Below are 25,233 nucleotides of genomic sequence, written 5' to 3'. Positions count from 1 at the left end.
CAGCGTTTTTAGGAGAGTTTCATGACCAACGGTAACGGCGCGCCCGCAGAGCAGGCCCCTGCCCAGCTCAACGTATTGGCGCAGTATACCAAGGACCTGTCGTTCGAGAATCCGAACGCCCCGGGATCGCTGGCGCCTCAGCAGCAGCAGCCGGCCATCAATATCCAGATCAATGTCGGCGCCAATAATCTCTCCGAAAGCGAGTTCGAGGTGACGCTTTCGATCGAGGGCAAGGCGGAAAATGCCGGCAAGGTCATGTTTTCGTTCGACCTCGCCTATGCGGGCGTGTTCCGCATCGTCAATGTGCCGAAGGAAAACCTGCACCCGCTGGTCATGATCGAATGCCCGCGGCTATTGTTCCCGTTCGCACGCGAGATCATTGCCACCGCGGTGCGTGACGGCGGGTTCCCCCCACTGATGCTCGATCCCGTGGATTTCGTCGGCCTCTACCGCCAGAACATGGAGCGGCAGGCGGCGGCGCAGGCTGCTTCGGGCGCGAAACCCAGCTAACGGACGCTCAGCGGCTAAACGCCGCTGCAGCGTTTCAAGCGGCTCCCAGAAACTCGTTCCAGATCGGCTTGTCGCCCAGCGTGGCGACAAAGGCCCGGTGCGCCTCGCGGTCGGCATCGGTGATTCGGGGTGCGAGCGGCGTCTCGCGCTGCCGGCGCGGCATGTCGCCGGTCCGCTCCGCCCGCGACTCGCGTGTCTCCGAGGCCAGGACCAGCTGCGACTGCCGTGCTCCGATCAGGTCGATATAGACCTCAGCCAGCAATTCGGAATCAAGCAGCGCGCCGTGCTTGGTGCGGCGGGAATTGTCGATCGAATAGCGCGAGCAGAGATCATCGAGCCTGTTGGACACGCCGGGATGCTTGCGGCGCGCCAGCAGCAAGGTATCGACCAGCCGATCACGTGCGATCACCGGCCGTTTGATCCGGTCGAGTTCGGCATTGATGAAGCTGATGTCGAACGATGCGTTGTGGATCACCAACGGCGCATCGGCGATGAATTCCAGGAACTGCTCCACGACTTCCGTGAACAGTGGCTTGGTGGACAGGAACTCGGCGGACAGACCATGCACCGCGAACGCCTCGGCCGGCATGTCGCGTTCGGGATTGATGTAAACGTGAAACGTCTGCCCGGTCGGCATGCGGTTGTAGATCTCGATACAGCCGATCTCGACCAGCCGGTCGCCGCGCAGCGGATCAAGGCCGGTGGTTTCGGTATCGAGAACGATTTCACGCATGGGTTTTCTCTAAAGCGTTTTCGAGCGAAGTGGGTACCGGTTCGCGTAAGGAAAACGCGTCAAACAAAAAGACCGGGCCGGAAAGTCAGCGAATCACGTCCGCCGCTGCGGCATCTTAACAACCTCGGCCAGAATGTCCCTGATACGGGCGCGCACGGGGTCGAGACCATGCGAGGTATCCACCACGAAATCAGCGCGCTTGCACTTTTCCGCATCAGGTAGCTGCCGCGCCACAATGGCGTCAAAGCGCGCTTCGTCCATCGTGCCGCGCGCCAGCACGCGTTCGCGCTGCATTTCGGGCGTCGTCGTCACCACCACGACCGCATCGACACGCTTCTCGCCGCCGGTCTCATACAGCAGCGGGATATCCAACAGCACCACCGGCTTGCCCGCCGCTTCCGCATCTTCGAAGAATGTCTTTCGCGAGGCGCCGAGCATCGGATGAACGATCTGCTCAAGCTGCTTCATGGCATCGGGATCGTGCACCACCTGGACGGAGAGCAGCGCGCGATCGACCTTGCCGTCCACGGTGGTGCCGGGAAACGCCGCTTCGATCGCCGGCGCAGCCTCACCCTCATAGATTTTGTGCACCTCCGCATCGGCGTCGTACACGGGAACCCCCGCCTCCGCGAACAGTTTTGCGGTGGTGGATTTTCCCATTCCGATCGAACCGGTCAGTCCAAGGATCAGCATTCAGATCGCCGTTGTTTGAGAGTTCAGACACCGAGCAACCGCTCACCGCGCAAGAATGCGAGCAGCGGCAGCAGCGGCAGGCCGAGGATGGTAAAATGATCGCCTTCAATGCGCTCGAACAAATGCACCCCGAGCCCTTCCAGCTGATAGGCGCCGACGCTGGTTGTTACCGCCTCTCCCGCCTGGTCCAGATAGGCCTCGATCTCGCCTTTGCTTAGCGATCGCATGGTCATGTGTGCAACGCTAACATCGGCGAACAATATCTTGCCGTCGCGGGCAACGGCAAATGCCGAGTGCAATTCGTGGCGCTTGCCGGCGAGCGAACCCAATTGCTCCGCTGCTGCGGCACGCCCGGCAGGCTTGCTGAACAACCGGTCTCCAAGCGCCAGGGTCTGGTCGGCGCCAACAACGTAGCGGCCGGGTTTTTGCCGCGAAACCCACAGCGCCTTTTCTCGCGCCAGCAACTTGGCGATTTCGCCGGGTGCCGAAAGCCCGGACTCCTTTTGCACGGCGCGCTCATCGATATCGGCCGGAACAGCTTCAAAGGCGATGCCGGCGTTGGCCAGCAGCATCTGCCGCGCGCGGCTCTGCGAAGCCAGGACTAGCGGGTCTTTTCCAAGCCAGATGCTCATGGTAGCCGCGTCATTCCGGAAGCCGTTGCCGCTGCCGGTCGGTGAAAAGTTTCAAAATAGCGGCCGCAGTTTCCTCGATCGACCGCCGCGTCACGTCGAGCTGCGCCCAGCCGAACTTGGCGCTGAGCCGCCGCGCATATGCCACTTCATCGGTGACGGATTGGCGATCGATATAATCGTCGTTGCCGGAATCGGCGCCCATGCTCAGGAGCCGGTTTTGCCGTACCTGAATCAGGCGCTCCGGCGTCGCATGGAGGCTGACCACCAGCGGCTTCTTCAGCGTCTCCAGCTGATGCGGCGCCGGAATGCCCGGCACCAGCGGGACATTCGCGGTGCGGATGCCGCGGTTGGCGAGATAGATCGAGGTCGGCGTCTTGGATGTACGGGATACACCGACCAATACGATGTCGGCATCTTCGAGGCCTTCCACATGCTGGCCGTCGTCATGGATCATCGTGTAGTTCAGCGCGTCGATGCGCTTGAAATATTCGGCATTGAGCACGTGCTGGGCGCCGACGCGCCCCGTGGTGGCCGCACCGAGATAGGCTTCGAACAATTGCATCACCGGCCCGATGATCGACAGGCTCGGGATGTTGATGTCCTTGCACTTGGTCTCGAGCCGGCCAACCAGATCCTTTTCCAGCAGCGTGAAAAGCACGATGCCCGGCGCCTCCTCGATCTCATCGAGCACACGGTCGAGCTGCTTCTGGCTGCGCACCAAGGGATAGACATGTTCGACCGCGGTGACGTTGGCGTACTGCGCGGCCACCGCGCGCGCCACGGTGATCAGTGTCTCACCGGTCGAATCGGAGACCAGATGGAGGTGAAAATAATTGCCGGTCGTGGGCACCAAAACCCCTGTGTATCCTGTGAATCCTTGTGGACCTTAGCCCAGAGATTTGGCCCTGGATCGCCCTCTCGGGGATAACCCGGCTTTTTCTACACAGGGCTCCCAAAAGGATAAGTCAGATCCCCAATCCGAACGATAGTGAGAATTTGTGGATTTGTCTCTGCATAAGCTCCGGGCAAACCAACGCAAGCGTTTGATGCAAGGCGCATTATTCGAGCGACCAGATTGTCTCGCCGAAATGTGGATGGATGTGAACAAGCCGGGAGAACTGCGGGACAGTTTGTTGTGAGTCCAATTCACCGCTACTTAGACTCAAACCTAAGATTCTAAAAATATTAGTTAGAGAAGCGGTGCATTGAGGATATGTCTCCGTCCCCCGCTGGCGAAAGCTTTTCAGGCAATGCTGAGAGCGTCTGAACGTTCCAAGCGGCGATGAGGACAAGGCGACGCGCGATGTACGAGTGGATCACGATCACGGCCTACCCGTGGATCAAGGCACTGCATGTGATTGCGGTCATCTCCTGGATGGCCGGCATGCTCTATCTGCCGCGGCTGTTCGTCTATCATTGCGATGCCGAGGTCGGATCGAAGCAATCCGAAACCTTCAAGGTGATGGAACGCCGGCTGCTGAAGGCGATCATCAACCCGGCGATGATGGTCACCTGGCTGGCCGGGCTGTATCTGGCCTGGAGCGGCCATTGGTACGTGTCCGGCTGGTTTCACGCCAAGTTCGCACTGGTGATCGCGCTGTCCGGCGTCCACGGCTTTTTTTCGCGCTGGGTGAAGGATTTCGCCGCCGACAAGAATATGCGAAGCCAGAAATTCTATCGTATTATCAACGAGGTACCTACTGTTCTGATGATCGGGATCGTTATTCTGGTCGTGGTTAGGCCGTTCTAGGCGGCCTTTTTGGCGCGAGGAGTACTTCAGGCCTGCTTGCGAAGCGGCGGGCGATTTTCTATATTAGCCAAATCCCACCCCACGCAGGCGGATGTGGTTGTGTCCCGGTCTCCTCGTTGAGCCGGCCACCGCATCAGGTTTGAAGCCTTACCGGCACTTTCCTCGCTTAGACCTGCGGACCTTCCGTTTTTCGTGTCCGCTTTTCGTTCGAAGCCCCTCGCACCCCTCCTCCAGTTATTCTCCACAGGACCACCCCAATGCGGGAAATGAAACTCCAAGACCTCAAAGCAAAAACGCCGGCCGAGCTCGTCTCGTTCGCGGAAGAGAACGGGGTCGAAAATGCCAGCACCATGCGCAAGCAGGAGCTGATGTTCGCCATCCTCAAGCAGCTCGCGATCCAGGAAACCGACATTATCGGCGAGGGTGTCGTTGAGGTTCTCTCCGACGGCTTCGGCTTCCTGCGCTCGCCTGACGCGAATTACCTGCCGGGCCCGGACGATATCTACGTCTCGCCCTCGCAGATCCGTCGCTTCGGGCTTCGCACCGGCGACACCATCGAGGGCCATATCCGCAGCCCGAAAGAAGGCGAACGCTATTTCGCGCTGCTCAAGGTCAACACGCTCAATTTCGAAGACCCGGAAAAATCCAAGCACAAGGTCAATTTCGACAATCTGACGCCGCTGTTTCCGGACCAGCGCTTCCGCCTCGAACTTGAAGACCCGACGCGAAAAGACCTTTCTGCAAGGGTTATCGACATCGTCGCCCCGATCGGTAAAGGCCAGCGCGCCCTGATCGTGGCGCCGCCACGCACCGGCAAGACGGTGCTGATGCAGAACATCGCGCACTCGATCACCGCCAATCATCCTGAATGCTATCTGATCGTACTTCTGATCGACGAGCGTCCGGAAGAAGTCACGGACATGCAGCGTTCGGTGAAGGGCGAAGTCGTCTCGTCGACCTTCGACGAACCGGCGGTGCGTCACGTCCAGGTCGCCGAGATGGTGATCGAAAAGGCCAAGCGGCTGGTTGAACACGGCCGCGACGTCGTGATCCTGCTCGATTCGATCACGCGTTTGGGCCGCGCCTACAACACCGTGGTGCCGTCATCCGGCAAGGTGCTGACCGGCGGTGTCGACGCCAATGCGCTGCAGCGGCCGAAGCGCTTCTTCGGTGCCGCCCGTAACATCGAGGAGGGCGGTTCGCTCACCATCATCGCGACCGCGCTGGTCGATACCGGCAGCCGAATGGACGAAGTCATCTTCGAAGAGTTCAAGGGAACCGGTAACTCCGAACTGATCCTGGACCGCAAGGTCTCGGACAAGCGGACTTTCCCGGCGATCGACATCTCGCGCTCCGGCACCCGCAAGGAAGAGCTCATCACCGATCCGCAGCTCCTCAAGAAAATGTACGTGCTGCGCCGTATCCTCAATCCGATGGGCACCATGGACGCGATCGACTTCCTGCTCGACAAGCTCCGCAACACCAAGAACAACTCGGAATTCTTCGATTCCATGAACACCTGATCCGTCAGGCGAGGTTTTGGGGAAGGGCGCCTCGTGCAGACGGGGCGCCCCTTTCGTTGGTCGCCCATGTTGCAGCAATTGCTGCAGCAAAGGTGCAGCATGGCCGGGGAGGCGCATCGGAGCCGACTTTCGATTAAGTATCTGATATTGCTCGGTTTAGATAAGGACAGGCCACGAAACCCAGCCAAGCCATCGGTTTTCGCAGCAAATTTGCTGCACAAATGCTGCAGCAAATTGGCTCTCGGGAGGGCGTTTCCCCTTCTGATCGGGATGTCGACCCGCAGCTCAAATTGCGTTGCCTTTTCAAGCACTCCTGCACAAATAGGCGATGCATCCGCGGGATCAGACCATTTTTGCGCTGTCGTCGGGCCGCGCGCCCAGTGCAATCGCGATTGTGCGGGTATCGGGGCCGGGCGCCGGTCCGGCGCTAATGGCGCTGGGGGGCAAAATCCCGCCGGCGCGGGCAGCGACCCGGATGCTTCTCCAGGACACCAGCGGTCAGCCATTGGACGATTCGGTGGTGCTCTGGTTCCCGGGACCGGCGAGCGCCACCGGCGAGGACGTCGCCGAGTTCCATGTCCATGGTGGGCGGGCGGTGCTGGCCGCGATCTTCGCGGCGCTGGCCGCTTTGGAAAATATGCGGGCCGCCGAGCCCGGCGAATTCACGCGGCGCGCGTTCGAGAACGGCAAGCTCGATCTGACCGAGGCCGAAGGTCTGGATGATCTCATTCACGCCGATACCGACCGGCAACGGCGCCAGGCGCTGCGCCAGCTCAAGGGGTTGCTCGGCGACAAGGCACGCGACTGGCGTGCGCGCATCATCGAGGCGTCAGCGCTGATCGAAGCCGGCATTGATTTTTCGGATGAGGGCGATGTGCCAGCGGAATTGATTGCGCCGGCGCTGGCGAAAATCAAAACACTCTTAATCGAAATCGAAGAAGTGCTTGCGGCACAGGGCCAAAGTGAACGGCTGCGCGATGGCCTGGTGGTTGCGATCGCGGGTCCCCCGAATGTCGGCAAATCGACCTTGATGAATCAGCTGGCGCGGCGCGAGGTGGCGATCGTATCGCCGCACGCCGGCACCACGCGTGACGTCATCGAGGTGCAGCTCGATCTCGACGGTTTTCCGGTGACCGTCATCGACACCGCCGGTATTCGCGAGACCGACGATCCGGTGGAGCAGGAGGGTGTGCGTCGCGCGCGGGCTCGTGCCGCGGAAGCCGATCTGGTGCTGTGGCTTGCCGACGGGGCGGACGCGAGAATTGATCACGCAGGCACCGCGCCGGTCTGGCCCGTCCGCAACAAGATCGACCTGGATCCGGCCGCTCGGCCATTGGCCGAGGTACCGGGACGAGGCGAATTTGCGATTTCGGCCAGGAGCGGGGACGGGCTTCCCGAGCTGATCGCGGCCTTGGTCCAGTTCGCCCAGGATTATTTCGGCGCCAGCGAAGGCGGGTTGATCAGCCGGACCCGGCAAAGGCAGTTGCTGCAGCAGACGGCGACTTCGTTGCGGCGCAGCATTGAGGTGGTCGGAGAGGGCGAGGAACTGGCGGCCGAGGAACTTCGCGTCGCCGCGCACTCCCTTGGGCGGCTGCTGGGGCGCGTCGATGTCGAGGACATACTCGACGTGATCTTCCGGGAATTCTGTGTAGGGAAGTAATATTTCTTTCTTTTAGTTTTTAATTCATTTCATGGCTGGCGTGTTTCACGTGAAACAGTTCCCGAGGCGCTGGTGGAACCCGCTGTTTCACGTGAAACAGATCCATTCCTTTCAATTTCCCGCAACTTCCCGCTTCCGCGATTTCTGACTCCGCGATAGAAGTCCGTCATGATTTCGCGCTCAGATTCCTTCGACGTTATCGTCATCGGCGGCGGCCATGCCGGCTGCGAGGCCGCGAGCGCGGCAGCCCGGATGGGCGCGAAGACAGCGCTGGTCACCCACAGCTTTGCGACCGTCGGCGCGATGTCCTGCAATCCCGCCATCGGTGGTCTGGGCAAGGGTCATCTCGTCCGTGAAGTCGATGCCCTCGATGGTCTGATGGGCCGGGTCGCCGATGCTGGCGGCATCCAGTTTCGGATGCTGAACCGTCGCAAGGGTCCTGCCGTTCGCGGACCGCGGGCCCAGGCCGACCGCAAACTCTATGCGGCCGCGATGCAGGCGGCGATCATCGAGACCGCCAATCTGAGTGTGGTCGAAGGCGAGGCGGATGAGCTGATTGTTTCGAGCGGGCGTGTCACCGGCATTCGTCTCGGCGACGGCCGCGAACTTGGCTGTGGTACCGTCGTCATCACCACTGGGACCTTCCTCCGTGGTCTGATCCATCTCGGCGAAAAGAACTGGCCTGCGGGGCGGGTCGGCGAGGCTCCGGCGATGGGGCTTTCGACTTCCTTCGAGCGTGCTGGGTTTACGCTCGGCCGTCTCAAGACAGGGACGCCGCCGCGGCTGGATGGCACGACTATCGACTGGTCCGCGGTCGAAATGCAGCCCGGCGACGATCCGCCGGAGCCGTTCTCGGTCATGACCGACCGCATTACGACCCCACAGATCCAGTGTGGGATCACCCGCACCACGCCGGCGACCCATGACGTGATCCGGGCCAATGTACATCGCTCGCCGATGTATTCCGGTCAGATCAAGAGCAGCGGTCCGCGCTATTGCCCCTCGATCGAAGACAAGATCGTCCGCTTTGGCGATCGCGACGGCCATCAGATCTTCCTGGAGCCGGAAGGCCTGGAAGACTCCACCGTCTATCCCAACGGCATCTCGACTTCGCTTCCGGAGGAGGTGCAGCTCGCGATCCTCTCGACCATTCCTGGTCTCGAACAGGTCAAGATGGTCCGCCCGGGCTATGCGATCGAGTACGACCATGTCGATCCCCGGGAGTTGGAGCCGACGCTGCAGGCCAAGCGGCTGCCGGGACTGTTCCTGGCCGGGCAGATCAACGGCACCACCGGCTATGAAGAGGCTGCGGCACAGGGAATTGTTGCGGGGCTGAATGCGGCACTGTCCGCCAGCGGCGGCGAGGCGATCGTTTTCGACCGTGCCGACGGCTATCTCGGCGTGATGATCGATGATCTCGTGACCCGCGGCATCACTGAGCCGTATCGAATGTTCACCTCGCGGGCGGAATATCGCCTGACCCTGCGAGCCGACAATGCCGACCAGCGGCTGACCGACAAGGGGATCGCCTTGGGTTGCGTAGGGCAGGTGCGTTCGCAGCGCCACGGCACCAAGATGGGCGCGCTCGAAGCCGCGAAGTCGCTGGCGAAGTCTTTGACGATCACGCCCAACGAAGCCGGCAAGCACGGCCTGGCGCTGAACCGGGATGGCCATCGTCGCTCGGCGTTTGAGCTATTGGCCTACCCGGAGGTCGAATGGTCCGCCCTGCAAGGCATCTGGCCCGAGCTATCCGCCATTGACCCATCGATCGCCGTCCACCTCGAGATCGATGCCAAATATGACGTCTATCTGAAGCGCCAGACCGCTGACGTCGACGCCTTCAGGCGCGATGAGGGCATGGTTCTGACCGACATCGATTATTCTGACGTGCCCGGCCTCTCCAATGAGGCGCGCTCAAAGCTTGAGGCGGCGCGGCCGCGAACCGTGGGGCAGGCGGGGCGGCTGGATGGTTTGACTCCGGCCGCGCTCGGTATCCTGGCGGCATATCTGCGGCGTGAAGCCCGGCGAAAGACTTCGAAGGTGACGGCTTAAAACGTTTCACGTGAAACGGGGAGGCCCACAGTCCAGAGGGGGCAGGCGGCGACCTGTCCGCCGTAGCTCATGAGCGAAGGCGGACGCAATCCACCTGTCCGTTATGCTGCGCGATGGATTGCTTCGCTTCGCTCGCAATGACAGCCTCAGCAGCGGCGGCCTTCGAGCGAATCGATAAGATGCCGAGCAAGTAAAATTCATGGTCCCAACCTCCGACAAAGCCGCCGCCCTCGCCCTCACCCCCGTTTCACGTGAAACAGAGGCGCGGCTGGATCGCTATGTCGATCTGCTCCGGGAATGGCAGGCCAAAACAAACCTGGTGGCGCCATCGACACTTCCACATCTCTGGACTCGCCATATCGCCGACTCGCTACAGCTCCTGAGCTTGGCTCCCACTGCAACGAGGTGGGTCGATCTCGGCAGCGGCGGCGGCTTTCCGGGTGTGGTCCTCGCCTGCGCTTTGGCCGAGACGCCGGGCGCCAATATTCAGCTGGTCGAACGCAACGCCAAGAAAGCCGCGTTCCTGCGCGAAGCAATTCGTGTGACCTCGGCGGCCGGGACCGTGCATCTCGCTGACATCGGGGATATCGTGGATAGAATCGCCGGCCCTGTCGATTGCGTCACTGCGCGGGCGCTGGCTCCGTTACATCAGCTCATCGGTTTCGCGGAACCGCTGGTAGGAAAGGGCGCAAAAGCGTTATTTCTAAAGGGACAAGATGTAGAGGCTGAATTGACCGAAGCCACTAAATATTGGAATATTAGGCCGCAACTTCATTCCAGCCGCACGGGCGGACAAGGCTGGATCGTCGAACTCGACCGCATCGAGCGACGCAAAACTTCCGCGATGGGCACCGGGTATGACCGTGATTGATCAAATATATCAAGAAGATAAAGCGGCTACACCGGCGGGCCATCCGCGCATATTGTCGCTCGCCAACCAGAAGGGTGGCGTCGGCAAGACTACCACCGCGATCAATCTTGGCACCGCACTCGCTGCGATTGGCGAGCGCGTGTTGATCGTCGACCTCGACCCCCAGGGCAACGCCTCCACCGGTCTCGGCATCGATCGCCGCAACCGCAACTGTTCAACCTACGATGTGCTGATCGGTGAAGCCCCGCTGCGCGAAGCTGTCGTTGTAACCGCCGTGCCGCGTCTGCATATCGCGGCTTCCACCATGGACTTGTCGGGTCTCGAATTGGAGCTGGGATCGACGCCCGGCCGCGCCTTCCGGCTGCGCGACGCCATCGCGGCGCTGAACAGCAACGCGGCGCCCGACTCCGATTACACCTATGTGCTGATCGACTGCCCGCCGTCGCTCAACCTCCTCACCGTCAATGCGATGGCGGCATCCGACGCGATCCTGGTGCCGCTGCAATGCGAGTTCTTCGCGCTCGAAGGTCTGTCGCAATTGTTGCAGACCGTGGAGCAGGTGCGCTCGACGTTGAATCCTACCCTGTCGATCCACGGCATCGTGCTGACCATGTTCGACTCGCGCAACAATTTGTCGAACCAGGTCGTCGCCGACGTCCGGCAGTTCATGGGCGCCAAGGTCTACAACACCATGATCCCGCGCAACGTGCGCATCTCCGAGGCGCCGTCCTATGGCAAGCCGGTCTTGGTTTACGATCTCAAATGCGTCGGCAGCGATGCGTATCTGAAACTCGCAACCGAGGTGATCCAGCGCGAGCGTGAGCTGCGAACGCATTAGCGCGAAATCGTAGGGTGGGTAGAGCGCAGCGAAACCCACCGCCACATACGCGATCAAGATGATGGGTTTCGCTGCGCTCTACCCATCCTACAAGAAACACAGTTTCTAATTTCGGAGTAAGTTGCGTGAATCCAAGGGAGCTGGCGATGGCCGACGAAGCGCGTTCGCGACTGGGCCGCGGTCTTGCAAGTCTGATCGGCGATGTCGGCGGTGAGGCCGCGCACGTCGAGCGCCCGCGCAATCAGCGCAAGGTGCCGATCGAATTTCTAAAGGCAAATCCGCGCAACCCGCGCCGGACATTTGCCGATGCCGAACTCGGTGAGCTCGCGGCTTCCGTCAAGCAGCATGGCGTGATCCAGCCGATCGTGGTGCGTCCGGTGAAGGGCGTTGCCGATCGCTACGAGATCATCGCCGGCGAACGCCGCTGGCGCGCCTCGCAGCTGGCCGGCCTGCATGAAGTGCCGATCGTGCCGATCGAGGTCAGCGACAGCGACGCGCTCGAGATCATGATCATCGAGAACGTGCAGCGTGAAGACCTCAATGCGATGGAAGAGGCGCAGGGCTATCACGCGCTCGCGGAAGAATTCAAACGCAGCCAGGAAGAGATCGCCAAGGAGGTCGGCAAGAGCCGCAGCCATGTCGCCAACATGATGCGGCTGACGAAGCTGCCGGCGGAAGTGCAGGCCCTCATCGCCAACGGCGAATTGTCCGCCGGCCACGCCCGCGCGTTGATCGGCGTGCCGGATCCGCTTGCCTCCGCAAAGCGCATCGTCGCCGAAGGCCTCAACGTCCGCCAGGCCGAAGCGCTGGCGCATGAAGAAGGCGTGCCGGAGCGCAAGCCGCAGAAGGCCCGCAGCAGCGGCGGCAAGACCAAGGACCCCGATACGATAGCGTTGGAGAAACGCGTCAGCGACGCGCTAGGGCTGGCCGTCACCGTCAATCACCGCGATCCCGGCGGCAGCGTCCAGATCAGCTACCGCAACCTCGAGCAGCTCGACGAAGTGATGCGGCGGCTGGCGAAGGGCGGTTGAACGGAGCGCTCGAATTTATTTTCGGCGTCCCGGCGTTGAGCTCAGATGCGCAATTGCGCATCGGGGGACCCATAACCACCAGCGGTCATTGTTTTACCCGCTGGTCGTTGGCTTCCTTTTCCAATAACGCCGGCCGCGGCGTATGGGTCCCGGCGTTCGCCGGGACGACGAGGAAATTTCATCCCCGCCGTTTCGCGTTCGCCGCGATCGACAGCAGCGTGCGTTGCGCGATCGCGGCTGCCAGCGTGGCTTGTTTGCGCATGTCGAATGCGGCGGTCGCGAGCTGGTCGATAATCGCGACCAGCCGCGCGGCGCTGAAATTCCGCAGCGCGACTTCAACTGCGCCCTTGCGCGAAAAATGCAGCCGCGGATACCCGCTCTCCAGCAACGTCGAGACCGGCGTGCCCTCGGCCACCGCAAGCGCCGATTTGTGCAGCCATGCGGCCTGACGTTGGGCTGCCGAAATGATCACGCCGGGATAGGTGCCGGCGATCATGGCTTTGGCGAATTCGCTTTCGACCAGATCAGGCTTTCCCGCAAACGCGCCGTCGACGATCGGGTCGAGCTTCAGCTCGGATGCGTCAGCGACAACCGCCATCACGTCGTCGATCGACACCTCGCCCTGGCCGTGGGCGTAGAGCGCGAGCTTGCGCAATTCGTTGCGCGAGGCCTGCCGGTCGCCGCCGAGCAATGCGGTCAACACCGCGCGGGCGTCGGGCGCGATGCGCAGATTGGACGGCCGCAATTCGTCATCGATCAGCTTGGCAAGGTCGCGTTCGGTGTCGGGATAGCAGGCGATCGCGACCGCGGTCTTGGCGCGCTCGCAGGCCTTTCGCAGCGGCGATTCCGGCCGGAGTTCGCCGGCCTCGATCACGATGCGGCAATCCTTGAGCGGCATCTCCGCCAGCGTGTCGATGCCGCCAGCAAAACTGCGCGAGCCGGCACGCACGCGGATGGCGCGGCGGCCGCCGAACAGCGGCACCGTCATCGCTTCATCGACCAGCCGCGACGGCTCGGCCGACAGCTCGTCACCGTCCAGCCGCACCATTGAGAATGGGTCGTTGGGATCGTCGACCGCGGACGCCAGCAGCGCGTCGGCGCGCTCACGCACCAGGCCGGCGTCCGGGCCGTACAGCAGAATGATGGGACGGGCGGAATCAGGCCGGGCGAGAAAGGCGTCGATTTCTTTTCCGCGAAGCGCGACCATACCAACCTTGTCATTCCGGGACACGCGTCTTCGCGTGGACCCGGAATCTCGATCGAATAATCTCTGGATTCCGGGTTCGCGCTAACGCGCGCCCCGGAATGACGGGCTCTTAGCTTCCAGCGACGAAGAACGACGCCAGCCGTGTCTGGATGTTCTCGGCGATCTCATTGGCGGAGCGATCCTCGGCGTCGCGGAAGGCGCGGGCGCGGGCGAAACGCTGCATCTGGCCCGGGATGTCATAGGATACGCGGGAGAAGGTCGTGCCGGTCATGACAGATTTGTTCGTCGCCAGATCGATCAGATTGTACTGCGCATCGATGCCGTAATTCTCGCTCGACGGCAGCGCTGTGGTCGGATCGAGCATCAGCGACGAGCGGGTGGTGGAGAACCGCAGCACCAGCCGATGGGTCGGCGGCATGCCGGTCGCATTGCCATAAAGCTTGAACGCCAGCTGGTTGCGGATCTCGACCTGGATCCGGGCCTCGCGGGAGGCGTTGTTCTTGTCGACGGGCGGGATTTCCACACCCATCAGCTTTTCGCGCAGGCCAGGCGAGCCGTCGGCGCGTTCGGCATACATCGGCTGGAAACAACCGGCCGTCAGCGCCGCCAGAGCGGCGACGGCGAGCAGCCGAACGGCGATCCGGGTCCTAGCCAACGACATTCACGATCCTCATGGGAACAACAATCACCTTGCGGACGGCCTTGCCACCCAAGGCCAGCTTTACCGCATCAAGGGCCAGAACGGCAGCCTCAATTTCCGGATTTTGGGCGCCCCGTGGCACGGTTACATCACCCCGTTTTTTGCCATTGACCTGAACCACCAGCGTCACCGTGTCTTCAACCAGCAAATCGCGTTCGATTTGGGGCCAATCGGCTTCCGAAATCAGCCCGGATTGCCCCAAGACCGTCCAGCACTCCTCGGCCAGATGGGGCATCATGGGCGCGAACAGTTGAACAAGGATGACCGCGGCCTCCCGGACCGACCAAGAAAAATCTGGACTCAGGTCAGGCGCCGGCTGCCCCTCGCGCCCCAGCACCTCGGCCAGCGCATTGGTGAATTCGCGGATATGGGCGAGGCAGACGTTGAAATGCAGCCGCTCGATGCCGTTCGACACCTTGTCCAGCGCGCCATGGGCCGCCTTGCGCAGGCCCAACGCATCGTCGCCGAACGAGGCCGGCCGGGCGGCCGGGGCCATTTTGGCGATCTCGGCCGATTCGTTGACCAGCCGCCACAGCCGCTGCACGAAGCGCGAGGCGCCCTGCACGCGCTCGTCGCTCCAGATCACGTCGCGATCGGGTGGTGAGTCCGATAGCATGAACCAGCGCGCGACGTCGGCGCCGTAGGTCGCGATGATATCGTCGGGGTCGACGGTGTTCTTCTTCGACTTCGACATCTTCTCGATCGCGCCGATGGTGATCTCTTCACCCGTCGTCAGCAGAAGGGCGCGCTTGCCATTGCCGCCAGTCTCGACCTTCACCTCGGCGGGCGTGACGTAAGAGCCATCGGCCTTCTGGTAAGTCTCGTGCACCACCATGCCCTGCGTGAACATGCCGGCGAACGGCTCGTCCATACCGATGTGGCCGGTCGCCTTCATCGCGCGGGTGAAGAAGCGGCTGTACAGCAGATGCAGGATCGCGTGCTCGACGCCGCCGATATACTGGTCGATCGGCAACATCCGGTTCACGACATCAGGCGTCGTCGGCGCGTTCTCGTTCCAGGGATCGGTAAAGCGCGCGAAGTACCACGACGAATCCACGAACGTGTCCATGGTGTCGGTTTCGCGCTGGGCCTTGCCGCCGCATTTCGGGCAGGCGACGTGCTTCCAGGTCGGATGATGGTCGAGCGCGTTGCCGGGCTTGTCGAAGGAGACATCCTCCGGCAGCACTACCGGCAGGTCGCTGTCCGGCACCGGCACCACATCGCATTTCGGGCAATGGATCACCGGGATCGGGCAGCCCCAATAGCGCTGCCGCGAAATGCCCCAGTCGCGCAGGCGGAAATTCACCTGCCGCTCACCGACCGGCATGTTGCCTCGCAGCTCTGACTCCAGCCGCTTTGCGACTTCTTCCTTGGCCTGCTCGATGGTCATGCCGTCGAGGAAGCGCGAATTGATCATGCGGCCGTCACCGTCATAGGCGGTATCGGTGATGACAAAGCTCTTCGGATCCTGGCCTTCCGGACACACCACGGGGATGTTGCCGAGCGCGTATTTGTTCACAAAGTCGAGGTCGCGCTGGTCGTGCGCCGGGCAGCCGAAGATGGCGCCGGTGCCGTATTCCATCAGCACGAAGTTCGCGACATAGACCGGCAGCTTCCAGCTTGGGTCGAACGGATGCACCGCGCGGATGCCGGTGTCGAAACCCTGCTTTTCGGCGGTGTCGATGATTTCCTGCGCTGTGCCGATGCGCTTTTGTTCGGCAATGAACTCTGCCAGCTTCGGATTTTTCGCCGCCGCCGCGATCGCCAGCGGATGATCGGCCGCAATCGCCATGAACTTGGCGCCGAACAGCGTGTCCGGCCGCGTGGTGAAGATCTTCAGTTCGGTTTCGCCGGCGGGCGTCGTTGCCGCATCCAGTGCAAAGCGCAGTAACAGGCCCTCGGAGCGGCCGATCCAGTTGCGCTGCATCAGCCGCACCTTGTCGGGCCAGCGATCCAGCGTATCGAGCGCGTCCAGCAGTTCCTGCGCGTACTTCGTGATCTTGAAGACCCACTGGCTCATCTCGCGCTGCTCGACCACGGCGCCGGAGCGCCAGCCGCGGCCGTCGATCACCTGCTCATTGGCGAGCACGGTCATGTCGACCGGGTCCCAGTTCAGCTTGCGCTTCTCGCGGTCGGCCAGCCCCACCCGCAGCATGTCGAGAAACATCTTCTGCTGATGCTTGTAGTAGCTGGGATCGCAGGTCGCGAATTCCCGGCTCCAGTCCAGCGACAGCCCGATCGACTGCAGCTGCTTCTTCATCGCGGCGATGTTGTCGTAGGTCCAGGCCTTGGGCGCGACCTTGCGCTCGATCGCGGCGTTTTCGGCTGGCAGCCCGAACGCGTCCCAGCCCATCGGGTGCAAGACGTTGAACCCCTTGGCGCGCATGAACCGCGCCAGCACGTCGCCGAGCGTGTAGTTGCGGACATGCCCGATATGGATGCGCCCGGACGGGTAGGGGAACATCTCGAGGACGTAATATTTCGGCCGGGAGTCGTCGTTTTTGGAGGCGAAGATCGCCTTCTGGTCCCACTGGCGTTGCCAGCGCGGCTCGGAGTCACGGGCGTTATAGCGTTCGGAGGTCATGGAATCGCTGGGCTTTTATGGATTCGGGGCCGTCTAAAAGACGGCGGACTAGGCCACAAAAGCGGTTGCGGGGTCAACGGGTTGGCGCAGATCGACAGGCCCCTGGGACGCCTGGAGCCGCATTGCCGGCGGGTCGGTTGAGGGGCATTTAACGAATTCATGGGAACCTGCCTATGAAAAGGGCACCAATTCACCGGTAGGAAGCCATCAAAGCCGTGACCGCGGGATTCGACGAGCTCGATTTCGAGTACGCGACGTCGGTCGCTGAAACGGCCATGCGCTCAATGGCCGAGCATCGCGTGCCGCCGACGCCGAACAATTTCCATGTCTGGTTCAATTATACGCTCGGCACGCCGCCGGTGCTCAAGCGCGCGATCGATATCCTGATCGGCAACAAGCGCAAGTTCGACGCCCAGACCAATCGCGAGATCTATGAGAGCTATATCGGGTCGAAAGCCACCGACGAGGCGGTGGCCTATGAAGTCTCCCAGCAATTGCATTCGGTGATGGCGTCGGCCAAGCAGTTCCTGACCACGGCGATCGCCGACAACCGCACGCAAATGGCTGCCATCAACGATGTCACCGAGCGCACCGAGGCCGGCGTCGATCCCAAGCTGCTGATCGAGAGCCTGATGGGCGAACTCGCCAAGGCGACGACGCGCGCCACCAAGCTCGAAGTCAGCTTTGTCGAGAAATCACGCGAACTGGCGACGATCCGCGATTCCCTGGTCAAGTCCGAGGAGCGGGCCAAGACTGACACGCTGACCGGCCTGCCGAACCGCCGGGCGCTGGAGGAGTTCTTCCGCAAGGCTCAGCTCGCGGCGATGGAACAGGATGATCCAGTGAGTGCGCTTCTGATCGATATCGATCACTTCAAGCGCTTCAACGACGAGTTCGGCCATGGGGTCGGCGACCAGGTGCTGCGCCTGATGGCGAAGGTGTTGCGCGAGGCCGTGCGGGACATCGATCTGCCGGCGCGATATGGCGGCGAGGAGCTGATCGTCATCCTGCCGAACGCTGGCCTGACGACGGCTGCCACGATTGCGGAACGCATCCGGCGTCTGGTTGCCGAATGCCACATCTCCCGCCGTTCGACCGGCGAAGCACTGCCCGGCATCACCATCTCCATCGGGGTGGCCCAGTTCCAGGGCGGCGAATCGATGGCCGACCTGATAGAGCGCTGCGACCGCGCGCTCTATCAGGCCAAGAAGACCGGCCGCAATCGGGTCGTCACCGAGGCCGAACTCGTGCCTGAGCAGCAGGTGGCGGGCTAACCCGCCAGCGCCATTCCGGCCTGATCCGCCATCCTCGCAAATCCATGCTCGACCACGGTGTTGCGGCCGCGGTGTTTGGCGGCGTAGAGGGCGGCGTCGGCGGCTTCGATCAGGTCGCCCGGGCGCAGCGCGTCGTGCGGGAGCGTGCCGGCCACACCGATGCTCACGGTGACGGTGTGATGGCTGCTGGTGTGGTGCGGTATTTTCAGATCCAGCACCGCGGTGCGCACCATCTCGCCGATCGCCAGTGCTTTGAGCGAATCGGTGTTCGGCAGCAGCAGGCAGAATTCCTCGCCGCCATAGCGGCCGGCGAAGCCCATGGTGTCGGCGGCGATCCCGGCCAGCGTTTCGCCGAGCCTGGTCAGGCAGGCGTCGCCCTCGGGGTGGCCATAGGTGTCGTTATAGAGCTTGAAGTGATCGACATCGATCATCAGCAGCGACAATTGGCTGTTGTATTGCTGCGCCTTCATCCACTCGAAATCCAGACGGCTCTGAAACCCGCGGCGGTTGGCAAGACCCGACAACATATCGATCGATGCGATCACAGTGAGGCGGTCGTTGTTGGCGAGAAGCTCGCGCTCGCGTTGGCTGAGCTGGGTGGCCATCGCGTTGAAGGCGCGCGCCAGCGGCATGAATTCAGCAGGCAGTTTGCTGCGCGCGACGCGCGCCGACCGGTCGCCCTCGCCGAAGCGCTTGGCCATGCCGGTCATCACCTCGATCGGGTTGATGATCAGTTTTTCCGCGCCGATCAGCGCGCCCAGCAGCACGAACAGGCAGACGAATCCCAATTGGAGATAGGCGGTGCGGATCTCGCGATTGATCGCGGCGGTCACCCTGGTTTCGTCGATGCTGACGATCAGGCGGGATTGCGTTCCGGAAATGCGGGAGAAACTGATCGTGCGATTCGAGCCGTCGGAAGCGGTGAATGAAAGCGAGCCGGTCGGTGCGTCGGAGCTCAAGGCCTTCTCCGCCACGGCGGACATCAGCGGCACCGAATCCAGCGGCCGGCCGATCATGCTGGTCTGATCGGTGGGCGCGGCGAGGACGACGCCGGCGCTGTCGACCAGCAACGACGAAATTCCCGGCCGCCCGCCGAGATTGGTCATGATCTTCGACAGCCAATCGATATTGATGCCGGCAACGACGACGGCATCTTCCTCGGGATTGATGGCAGACACCGGATAGGCCGCCATCATCATCGGCCGCCCGTTTGTCTTGCCGAACAGATAGTCGCTGAAAACGAAGTCGCGGCTTGCCTGCGCCTTCTTGAAGTATTCGCGGTCGCCGATTTGCAGTCCCACCTGAATGTTCAAGGTCGAGCACTGCACGAGGCCGTCCTTGGACGCGATCATGATGCTGCGGATCCAGGGCAGGTTGCTCGGCAGGCTGGCGCGCAGGATTTCGCAACCGCGACCGATGCCGCTGGACGCGCGGATATAGGCCGCCGATTTCAGCATCGTCTCGACGGAGGAGACGACTTCGCGCTGGGTATCGGCGCTATGCTGCGCGATGTTGAGGAATTCTTCGGTGGCAAGGGCGATTTGCTTGGAGCGGGCATGTTCGAGCGAACGGACGCGTTCCAGCATCAAGGGCGCCACCAGGATCAACGCCAGCAGCACCAGCCGCGTCCGGATCCCCAGAAGCTTCTTGAGTTTCACTCTGTTGCGGTTGAAAGTAACGGCAGACATCTTGTTCCCCACCCCGCGTGGCAGGGTAAAGCGAAGGATTCAAAAAGCCCTTCCCGAACTTGGTAAAATCCAAGGAAATCCCGTAAATGTACGAGCCACAATTCACATGACGCCTCCGACGACCAGCTCGCTAACAGAACCTTTACCTGGCGGACTTGCTACCGTGGAGCAGGACATCGCGCGCGCTTGCAAGGAAGCGCGCCGCGATCGGGCGACGGTACAATTGATCGCGGTGTCCAAGACGTTCGACGCGTCGGCGATTTCGCCCATTATCGACGCCGGACAGCGCGTATTCGGCGAGAATCGCGTGCAGGAAGCCAAAGCGAAATGGCCTGGGTTAATGTCCGCTTACCAGGGGCTGGCGCTGCATCTGATCGGGCCGCTGCAATCCAACAAGGCGAAAGAGGCCGTGGCGCTGTTCGATGCCATTCATTCTGTCGACCGCCCGAGCATTTGCGAAGCGTTAGCCAAGGAAATCAATTCCCAGAAAAAACAGCCGGAATTGTTCGTCCAGCTCAACACCGGCGAGGAGCCGCAGAAGGCCGGCGTCGCGCCCGGCGAGGCCGATGCGTTCATTGCGAGCTGCCGGGAGAAGTATGGCCTGCTGATTTCCGGATTGATGTGCATTCCACCGGTCGACGAGGCGCCGGCGCCGCATTTTGCGCTGACCGCAAAGATCGCCGCGCGCAACGGCTTGAAGAGTCTGTCGATGGGCATGAGCGCCGATTTTGCGATCGCGATCCAGTTCGGCGCCACGCATATCCGCGTCGGCTCGGCGATTTTCGGGCATCGCTGACTTGTCGTCCCGGCGAAGGCCGGGACCCACGCCGCGGCTTCTCGGTGGTGCACGGTCGGAGTTGATACACTTTGTAAACAATACATAGCGGTGGTTATGGGTCCCGGCCTTCGCCGGGACGACACCGAGTGTGAAGCCGTCTACTCGAACCCCACCGACACTTTCCCGAGCACCCCGAAATCGACCGCGCAGAAATCGCCAGCCTGGATCGGCAGCGGCGGATGGCAGGTGCCTGTGGTGACGACCCGGCCCGCCTTCAGTGTCACGCCGAGCTGGCGCAATTCGTTGGCGAGCCAGGTCAGCGCCAGCCGGGGGTCGCCCAGCACGTTCTTGCCCTGACCGATGAATTGCTGGCCGCGCAGCGTGGTGACAGGTCGTTCCTCGACCAGGTCGCGCGCGCGCCAGTCCGCCGTCGTGGCCGGGCCGAGCACGAACAGATGCGCGCAGGCGTTGTCGGCGATGATCTGGGCGTCGCCGGCGCTGACGAAATCCGAAAAGCGCGAATCCGGAATCTCGATCGCCGGATGCAGCGTGTCCACGGCATCGAGCACCTGGCTCACCGTGTAGGGCGTCGATCGCGACGGTAGATCGTAGCGCATGCGAAACGCGAATTCCGGCTCGGCAACGCGCATTTCGTTGCCGGCCATCGAAGCCGTGCCGCCGTCAGGGATCACGGTCTCGGCGAGAATGCGTCCGGCCATCGGACCGTCGACATTGATGTGTTTCTGCCCGGCCTCGCTGGTGGCCGCGATCTTCCAGCCGAACAGATGGGTCGTCGAAAATCTTTCGATCGCGGCCTGGATCGCATAGGCCTCGATGCGGTCCTGTGGCCGCAGCCAGTTGTCGAGCGCGTCAAGCTTGGTGCCGGCGCGCCAATGGCCGTGCAACGTCTGCGATGCAGACGCAATCTGATGTCTGTCCTGCATAATCCCCGCATCCTGAAATGAAGTTCATCCAATAGTAATTTTGGTTTGCGGCCCCATCCGCCGCAGCAACCGCAGCATCGCAGATTTTGTCATCGAAACGCAGCCTGCTGTGGCGGAAAAATTCGTGCGCGCCAGATGCAGGAACACCGCGCTGCCGCGGCCGGCAATACGCGGCGCGCTGTTGTGATCGATCTCGACGATGAAGTCGTAGAGGTGATCGTCGCGTGTGAGGCGGTCGCCGGTCTGGTCACGCATGAGCTGTATTGGCTGGTTGTAGTGACGGTCCTTCGGGTCTTCGCACCAGCCGTCCTCGGGCCGGATTGGCCGGACCGGCAGAAAGGTTGGCGGGCGCGAGTGGCGGTCGGCGCGCCACCATAATTGCAGTGGCCGGTAGGTGCCCCGCGGGGTGCCGCCATCGCCTTCGCGCTTGTTGGCGAGGATGCCGCCGCGACCAAGTGCCACCGGGACGGTCCAGCCGTCCGCCGTCAGCCAGCCCCGGCGCGGGTCGCCGGCGCCGCGGTGAACCCTGATCGCCGAGAGCGGCCGATCACGCGCTTCTGTCCCATAAGTGATTGAAAAATTGGTGCTTCCCATGCCAAACGTCCAAATCCTGGGGTTGCCTCCCCGGCCGCAATTGCTCTATTTGACGCCCATTACAGGACATTCATCCAACAGCCCCTCGAATATGGGATACACTGCGGTTCGCCTTGTGAAATTGTAACAATCTCCTACCTGATTCCGTACCCGATGGCCGAGGTTCGCCCGCGAACCAGTTTCGTCATCGACCAACCGACCAAGACCGGCTTGAGACGCTCCCACTTGTGTCCGCCGCCTGCCTCAAGAGGATCGTACCTATGGCCAATGCCCGCAAGATCCTGATCGTGGATGACGATACCGATCTGCGCGACACGCTGGTCGAGCAATTATCACTGCATGAGGAGTTCGAAGCCTCCGCGGTCGATACCGGCGCCAAGGGCGCCAGCGCCGCCAAGGCCAATTCCCCCGATCTGGTGCTGATGGATGTCGGCCTGCCCGATACCGATGGCCGCGAAGTGGTCCGCTCCCTGCGCAAGGGGGGCTTCAAGGCGCCGATCATCATGCTGACCGGCCACGACACCGATTCGGATACCATTCTGGGCCTCGAATCCGGCGCCAATGACTACGTCGCCAAGCCGTTCCGGTTCGCCGTGCTGCTGGCCCGGATCCGGGCGCAACTGCGCCAGCACGAGGCCAGCGAGGACGCGGTGTTCTCCGTCGGCCCCTACAGCTTCCGGCCCGGCTCCAAGATGCTGACCGGCGCCAACGCTCGGAAGGTGCGGCTGACCGAGAAGGAAACCGCGATCCTGCGCTTCCTGTACCGGGCCGGCCAGATGCCGGTGTCGCGCGAGACGCTGCTGCAGGAAGTCTGGGGCTATAATTCCGGTGTCACCACCCACACCCTGGAAACCCACATCTACCGGCTGCGGCAGAAGATCGAGAAAGATGCCGCCAATCCGGAGATCCTGGTGACGGAAGCCGGTGGCTACAAGCTGGTGCCGTGATACGATTCGGCCCACGAATCGTACCTCCCTGGGCATCACCGGTTCCGTATGTCGATCGAAGATGATGTAGCTCTGCTTGAGCGCGTCCCGACACTGCGCCTGTTGGGGACGACGGCGTTGCGCATGCTGGCGATCGGCTCGGAGCAGCGCGAATTCGGTCGCGGCGACCAATTGTTCAACGCCGGCGACGAGGCGGATGCCGGCTATATCGTGCAGCGCGGCGCGTTCCGGGTCGAGGACGGCGGCGCTGAAATCATCGCAGGCCCCGGTGCCCTGATCGGTGAGCTGGCGTTGATCGTGGCGATGAAGCGGCCGTCGAGCGCGATCGCGATCGAAAATTCCACCGTGATCCGGGTGTCGCGCAGCCTGTTTCAGCGCGTGCTCGAGAGCGACCCTGCCGCGGCGCGGGCGCTGCGCGACGAACTCGCCACCCGCACCAGCCAGCTTGCCAGCGATATTCTGATGGCCGGCGCCAAGCTCTCGACCTGATCGCAATCACACCTCCAGCGTCACCGTAACCGGCACGTGATCCGACGGCCGCTCCCAGCCGCGGGCATCGCGCGTGATGCGGAAATCGCTGACGCCATCCTTCAGCGCCCGCGAAACCCAGATGTGGTCGAGCCTGCGGCCCCGGTCGCCGACGGTCCAGTCGGCGGCGCGGTAGCTCCACCACGTGTAGACCTTCTCCGACATCGGGATGCGCTCGCGCGCGACGTCGAACCATTCGCCATGGGTCTGCGCCGCCAGCAGCTTTTCGCATTCGATCGGGGTGTGCGAGACCACCTTTAGCAGCTGCTTGTGCGACCACACGTCGTTCTCATGCGGCGCCACGTTGAGGTCGCCGACCAGGATATGCCGGTCGTCGCCGCGCGGATGCAGCGGCTCGCAGGCTTTCATCTCGTCGAGAAATTTGAGCTTGTGATCGAACTTCGGATTGAGCGCGGGGTCGGGGATGTCGCCGCCGGCCGGGACGTAGAAATTATGCAGCACCAGCGGCTTTGCGAGCTGGGCTTTTTCGCCGAACGCCACGGAGATGTGCCGCGAATCGATGTTGTCGCAGAAGGTGCGGATATCCTTGGTATCGAACGGCAGTTTCGAGACGATGGCGACGCCGTGATAGCCCTTCTGCCCGTTCAGCGCGACATGCTCATAGCCGAGGCGTTTGAAGCGCTTCAGCGGGAAGGCATCGTCGATGCATTTGGTCTCCTGCAGGCAGAGGACGTCAGGCCGTACCGATTTGAGGAATTTGGCGACGATGTCGATGCGCAGGCGCACCGAGTTGATATTCCACGTTGTCAGGGAAAAACGCATGCGGGCCCGAAATGAAAAAGACGTGCGGTTGATGACGCACGTCCTTTGCCCCTAATCAAGAATGTTCAGCCTGGTGGCATCGAATAGTTGGTGAAATCGATCTTGAACAGGCCGGGGTCGACCTTCTTGGAGGTATCCAGATTATAGACCGCGATCGTGGTGTCGTAGCCCTGCGGGTCGGTCACGGTCCATTGCTTGAGCTGGCCGTCCTTGGTGCCGACCATCAGCATCAACCGGCTGGTGCCGATCAGCGCCTGCTTCTCCTCGATGGTGACGCTGATGAAGACGTCATCGGCGGTGACGCTGACGACGTTGGTATCCTTCAACAGATCGATACGGTCCGACAGCAGGAACCGGAGCGGCGTCTGCGACAACGGATAGATGTCCTGGGTCGCGAGCTTCTTGTCGCGCACGGCGAGCGAGGATCCGTCGGCGACGATCGCGATCTGGCTCGGCGCGTCATATTCGAAGCGCACCTTGCCCGGCTTCTGGATCACGAAGTCGCCCTTGGTCTTGCTGCCGTCCGGCCCGACCTGGACGAAATTCCCGACCAGCGTCTGCAGCGACGACAGATACGAGCTCACCCTGGCGGCCTGCGCCTTCTGGTTGGCATCGAAGGTCGCGAAAATATTGGCGGGCACATTGCGATTTCGATCGGGGATGACCGGGTTCGGCGGCGCCTGGGTCGTTCCAGTCTTTGGCGGCGCCTGGGTCGCACCTGTCGTCGCCGGACCTTTTTGCGAATCCTGCGCGCTCATCTGCACGCCGCCGTCGCGGGCCTTGGGTGCGGGCTTTGGGACCGGAACGTTCTGCGAAAAGCCTGATGTCGCTGCGCCGGCAACGGACATGGCGGTCACAAGCGCCAGTCCGTAACGGACGCCGCGAAGGGTAAAGTAGTGTGTCATCAGATATT

The 25,233-nt window shown here is 62.2% G+C and carries 24 protein-coding genes; 12 read left to right on the top strand and 12 right to left on the bottom strand.

The genetic code is table 11. The features are described from left to right. The first annotated feature begins 21 nt into the window (after positions 1–21). Positions 22–510 carry a protein-export chaperone SecB gene (secB, locus tag JQ600_RS01270; protein ID WP_212264150.1) on the top strand — a complete coding sequence of 163 codons (489 nt, stop codon included), beginning with the start codon at positions 22–24 and terminating at the stop codon, positions 508–510. A 34-nt stretch (positions 511–544) separates the two neighbouring features. Here the strand turns inward: secB and dnaQ are convergent, their stop codons facing one another. From dnaQ to JQ600_RS01250, 4 genes are all read right to left on the bottom strand, one after another. After that, on the bottom strand, positions 545–1,243 hold the full coding sequence (gene dnaQ / locus JQ600_RS01265; protein WP_212264151.1) for a DNA polymerase III subunit epsilon: 699 nt from the start codon (positions 1,241–1,243) through the stop codon (positions 545–547). A gap of 93 nt (positions 1,244–1,336) precedes the next feature. Continuing rightward, positions 1,337–1,936 carry a dephospho-CoA kinase gene (gene coaE, locus JQ600_RS01260; RefSeq protein WP_212386239.1) on the bottom strand — a complete coding sequence of 200 codons (600 nt, stop codon included), beginning with the start codon at positions 1,934–1,936 and terminating at the stop codon, positions 1,337–1,339. A 23-nt stretch (positions 1,937–1,959) separates the two neighbouring features. Next, complete coding sequence (locus JQ600_RS01255; RefSeq protein WP_212386238.1) at positions 1,960–2,568, bottom strand: Maf family protein; 609 nt, start codon at positions 2,566–2,568, stop codon at positions 1,960–1,962. Positions 2,569–2,578: 10 nt separating this feature from the next. Beyond that, positions 2,579–3,418, bottom strand: a complete 840-nt coding sequence (locus JQ600_RS01250; RefSeq protein ID WP_212207596.1) for a pyruvate, water dikinase regulatory protein — start codon at positions 3,416–3,418, stop codon at positions 2,579–2,581. 453 nt (positions 3,419–3,871) lie between these two features. On the opposite strand from JQ600_RS01250, the gene hemJ reads away from it, so the two are divergent. The 7 genes from hemJ to JQ600_RS01215 all read left to right on the top strand — a co-directional run bounded on the left by hemJ (position 3,872) and on the right by JQ600_RS01215 (position 12,293). After that, a complete protein-coding gene (gene hemJ / locus JQ600_RS01245; protein WP_212264155.1) occupies positions 3,872–4,318 on the top strand; it encodes a protoporphyrinogen oxidase HemJ in 447 nt (148 codons plus the stop codon). 257 nt (positions 4,319–4,575) lie between these two features. After that, entirely contained in the window at positions 4,576–5,841 is a 1,266-nt protein-coding gene (gene rho, locus JQ600_RS01240; RefSeq protein ID WP_074821153.1) for a transcription termination factor Rho, read from the top strand. A gap of 328 nt (positions 5,842–6,169) precedes the next feature. Further along, positions 6,170–7,501: a tRNA uridine-5-carboxymethylaminomethyl(34) synthesis GTPase MnmE gene (mnmE, locus tag JQ600_RS01235; protein WP_212489637.1), complete on the top strand. Its 1,332-nt coding sequence runs from the start codon at positions 6,170–6,172 to the stop codon at positions 7,499–7,501. A 168-nt stretch (positions 7,502–7,669) separates the two neighbouring features. Beyond that, positions 7,670–9,553, top strand: coding sequence for a tRNA uridine-5-carboxymethylaminomethyl(34) synthesis enzyme MnmG (gene mnmG / locus JQ600_RS01230; RefSeq protein WP_212489636.1), 1,884 nt, complete (start codon positions 7,670–7,672; stop codon positions 9,551–9,553). Between the two features lie 199 nt (positions 9,554–9,752). Further along, entirely contained in the window at positions 9,753–10,424 is a 672-nt protein-coding gene (gene rsmG, locus JQ600_RS01225; protein WP_212386235.1) for a 16S rRNA (guanine(527)-N(7))-methyltransferase RsmG, read from the top strand. Further along, complete coding sequence (locus JQ600_RS01220; protein ID WP_212386234.1) at positions 10,411–11,262, top strand: ParA family protein; 852 nt, start codon at positions 10,411–10,413, stop codon at positions 11,260–11,262. Before rsmG ends, JQ600_RS01220 begins: the two co-directional genes overlap by 14 nt. Before the next feature lie 146 nt (positions 11,263–11,408). Beyond that, entirely contained in the window at positions 11,409–12,293 is an 885-nt protein-coding gene (locus tag JQ600_RS01215; protein WP_212386233.1) for a ParB/RepB/Spo0J family partition protein, read from the top strand. Between the two features lie 178 nt (positions 12,294–12,471). Here the strand turns inward: JQ600_RS01215 and holA are convergent, their stop codons facing one another. From holA to leuS, 3 genes are all read right to left on the bottom strand, one after another. Next, positions 12,472–13,500, bottom strand: coding sequence for a DNA polymerase III subunit delta (gene holA / locus JQ600_RS01210; protein ID WP_212386232.1), 1,029 nt, complete (start codon positions 13,498–13,500; stop codon positions 12,472–12,474). 109 nt (positions 13,501–13,609) lie between these two features. Continuing rightward, on the bottom strand, positions 13,610–14,161 hold the full coding sequence (gene lptE / locus JQ600_RS01205) for an LPS assembly lipoprotein LptE (RefSeq protein ID WP_212386231.1): 552 nt from the start codon (positions 14,159–14,161) through the stop codon (positions 13,610–13,612). Next, on the bottom strand, positions 14,148–16,784 hold the full coding sequence (gene leuS / locus JQ600_RS01200) for a leucine--tRNA ligase (protein ID WP_212386230.1): 2,637 nt from the start codon (positions 16,782–16,784) through the stop codon (positions 14,148–14,150). Before leuS ends, lptE begins: the two co-directional genes overlap by 14 nt. Before the next feature lie 284 nt (positions 16,785–17,068). On the opposite strand from leuS, the gene JQ600_RS01195 reads away from it, so the two are divergent. Next, the gene (locus JQ600_RS01195) at positions 17,069–18,058 is read left to right on the top strand and encodes a GGDEF domain-containing protein (protein ID WP_212386429.1); all 990 of its coding nucleotides are present in this window, start codon (positions 17,069–17,071) and stop codon (positions 18,056–18,058) included. Here JQ600_RS01195 and JQ600_RS01190 read toward each other — a convergent pair. Further along, positions 18,055–19,746: a diguanylate cyclase domain-containing protein gene (locus JQ600_RS01190; RefSeq protein WP_212264164.1), complete on the bottom strand. Its 1,692-nt coding sequence runs from the start codon at positions 19,744–19,746 to the stop codon at positions 18,055–18,057. The genes JQ600_RS01195 and JQ600_RS01190 overlap by 4 nt on opposite strands. A 106-nt stretch (positions 19,747–19,852) precedes the next feature. Here JQ600_RS01190 and JQ600_RS01185 point away from each other — a divergent pair, with 106 nt between their 5' ends. Further along, positions 19,853–20,542 carry a YggS family pyridoxal phosphate-dependent enzyme gene (locus JQ600_RS01185; RefSeq protein WP_212264165.1) on the top strand — a complete coding sequence of 230 codons (690 nt, stop codon included), beginning with the start codon at positions 19,853–19,855 and terminating at the stop codon, positions 20,540–20,542. 140 nt (positions 20,543–20,682) lie between these two features. Here JQ600_RS01185 and JQ600_RS01180 read toward each other — a convergent pair whose 3' ends face one another. Both JQ600_RS01180 and JQ600_RS01175 read right to left on the bottom strand, forming a co-directional pair. After that, positions 20,683–21,468 (bottom strand): 2-keto-4-pentenoate hydratase, encoded by a 786-nt coding sequence (locus tag JQ600_RS01180; protein ID WP_212386229.1) that lies wholly within the window; start codon positions 21,466–21,468, stop codon positions 20,683–20,685. A 24-nt stretch (positions 21,469–21,492) separates the two neighbouring features. Beyond that, positions 21,493–22,062 (bottom strand): L,D-transpeptidase, encoded by a 570-nt coding sequence (locus JQ600_RS01175; protein WP_212264167.1) that lies wholly within the window; start codon positions 22,060–22,062, stop codon positions 21,493–21,495. 260 nt (positions 22,063–22,322) lie between these two features. Here JQ600_RS01175 and JQ600_RS01170 point away from each other — a divergent pair, with 260 nt between their 5' ends. Both JQ600_RS01170 and JQ600_RS01165 read left to right on the top strand, forming a co-directional pair. Then, positions 22,323–23,009 carry a response regulator transcription factor gene (locus tag JQ600_RS01170; protein ID WP_044539278.1) on the top strand — a complete coding sequence of 229 codons (687 nt, stop codon included), beginning with the start codon at positions 22,323–22,325 and terminating at the stop codon, positions 23,007–23,009. Between the two features lie 48 nt (positions 23,010–23,057). Beyond that, a complete protein-coding gene (locus JQ600_RS01165; RefSeq protein ID WP_212264168.1) occupies positions 23,058–23,498 on the top strand; it encodes a Crp/Fnr family transcriptional regulator in 441 nt (146 codons plus the stop codon). 6 nt (positions 23,499–23,504) lie between these two features. Here JQ600_RS01165 and JQ600_RS01160 read toward each other — a convergent pair whose 3' ends face one another. Together JQ600_RS01160 and JQ600_RS01155 are read right to left on the bottom strand one after the other, a co-directional pair. Then, positions 23,505–24,320 (bottom strand): exodeoxyribonuclease III, encoded by an 816-nt coding sequence (locus tag JQ600_RS01160; RefSeq protein ID WP_212386228.1) that lies wholly within the window; start codon positions 24,318–24,320, stop codon positions 23,505–23,507. 65 nt (positions 24,321–24,385) lie between these two features. Then, positions 24,386–25,225, bottom strand: a complete 840-nt coding sequence (locus JQ600_RS01155) for an outer membrane lipoprotein carrier protein LolA (protein ID WP_212386227.1) — start codon at positions 25,223–25,225, stop codon at positions 24,386–24,388. Between the last annotated feature and the right edge of the window lie 8 nt (positions 25,226–25,233).

The sequence above is a fragment of the Bradyrhizobium sp. AUGA SZCCT0176 genome, from assembly GCF_018130145.1.
Classification (GTDB): domain Bacteria; phylum Pseudomonadota; class Alphaproteobacteria; order Rhizobiales; family Xanthobacteraceae; genus Bradyrhizobium.
Note: the sequence above shows the minus strand (reverse complement) of the source record. Positions and strands in the feature narration are given on the sequence as shown.

What these genes read in the sequence shown, in the direction of transcription:
- rho (WP_074821153.1), top strand. Translation starts at nt 4,576, where the DNA reads ATGCGGGAAATGAAACTCCAAGACCTCAAAGCAAAAACGCCGGCCGAG.
- JQ600_RS01165 (WP_212264168.1), top strand. Translation starts at nt 23,058, where the DNA reads ATGTCGATCGAAGATGATGTAGCTCTGCTTGAGCGCGTCCCGACACTG.
- JQ600_RS01185 (WP_212264165.1), top strand. Translation starts at nt 19,853, where the DNA reads ATGACGCCTCCGACGACCAGCTCGCTAACAGAACCTTTACCTGGCGGA.
- JQ600_RS01180 (WP_212386229.1), bottom strand. Translation starts at nt 21,468, where the DNA reads ATGCAGGACAGACATCAGATTGCGTCTGCATCGCAGACGTTGCACGGC.
- JQ600_RS01170 (WP_044539278.1), top strand. Translation starts at nt 22,323, where the DNA reads ATGGCCAATGCCCGCAAGATCCTGATCGTGGATGACGATACCGATCTG.
- coaE (WP_212386239.1), bottom strand. Translation starts at nt 1,936, where the DNA reads ATGCTGATCCTTGGACTGACCGGTTCGATCGGAATGGGAAAATCCACC.
- JQ600_RS01160 (WP_212386228.1), bottom strand. Translation starts at nt 24,320, where the DNA reads ATGCGTTTTTCCCTGACAACGTGGAATATCAACTCGGTGCGCCTGCGC.
- mnmE (WP_212489637.1), top strand. Translation starts at nt 6,170, where the DNA reads ATGCATCCGCGGGATCAGACCATTTTTGCGCTGTCGTCGGGCCGCGCG.
- JQ600_RS01175 (WP_212264167.1), bottom strand. Translation starts at nt 22,062, where the DNA reads ATGGGAAGCACCAATTTTTCAATCACTTATGGGACAGAAGCGCGTGAT.
- mnmG (WP_212489636.1), top strand. Translation starts at nt 7,670, where the DNA reads ATGATTTCGCGCTCAGATTCCTTCGACGTTATCGTCATCGGCGGCGGC.
- JQ600_RS01220 (WP_212386234.1), top strand. Translation starts at nt 10,411, where the DNA reads ATGACCGTGATTGATCAAATATATCAAGAAGATAAAGCGGCTACACCG.
- rsmG (WP_212386235.1), top strand. Translation starts at nt 9,753, where the DNA reads ATGGTCCCAACCTCCGACAAAGCCGCCGCCCTCGCCCTCACCCCCGTT.
- JQ600_RS01255 (WP_212386238.1), bottom strand. Translation starts at nt 2,568, where the DNA reads ATGAGCATCTGGCTTGGAAAAGACCCGCTAGTCCTGGCTTCGCAGAGC.
- hemJ (WP_212264155.1), top strand. Translation starts at nt 3,872, where the DNA reads ATGTACGAGTGGATCACGATCACGGCCTACCCGTGGATCAAGGCACTG.
- lptE (WP_212386231.1), bottom strand. Translation starts at nt 14,161, where the DNA reads ATGTCGTTGGCTAGGACCCGGATCGCCGTTCGGCTGCTCGCCGTCGCC.
- JQ600_RS01195 (WP_212386429.1), top strand. Translation starts at nt 17,069, where the DNA reads ATGGCCGAGCATCGCGTGCCGCCGACGCCGAACAATTTCCATGTCTGG.
- holA (WP_212386232.1), bottom strand. Translation starts at nt 13,500, where the DNA reads ATGGTCGCGCTTCGCGGAAAAGAAATCGACGCCTTTCTCGCCCGGCCT.
- leuS (WP_212386230.1), bottom strand. Translation starts at nt 16,784, where the DNA reads ATGACCTCCGAACGCTATAACGCCCGTGACTCCGAGCCGCGCTGGCAA.
- JQ600_RS01215 (WP_212386233.1), top strand. Translation starts at nt 11,409, where the DNA reads ATGGCCGACGAAGCGCGTTCGCGACTGGGCCGCGGTCTTGCAAGTCTG.
- secB (WP_212264150.1), top strand. Translation starts at nt 22, where the DNA reads ATGACCAACGGTAACGGCGCGCCCGCAGAGCAGGCCCCTGCCCAGCTC.
- JQ600_RS01190 (WP_212264164.1), bottom strand. Translation starts at nt 19,746, where the DNA reads ATGTCTGCCGTTACTTTCAACCGCAACAGAGTGAAACTCAAGAAGCTT.
- dnaQ (WP_212264151.1), bottom strand. Translation starts at nt 1,243, where the DNA reads ATGCGTGAAATCGTTCTCGATACCGAAACCACCGGCCTTGATCCGCTG.
- JQ600_RS01155 (WP_212386227.1), bottom strand. Translation starts at nt 25,225, where the DNA reads ATGACACACTACTTTACCCTTCGCGGCGTCCGTTACGGACTGGCGCTT.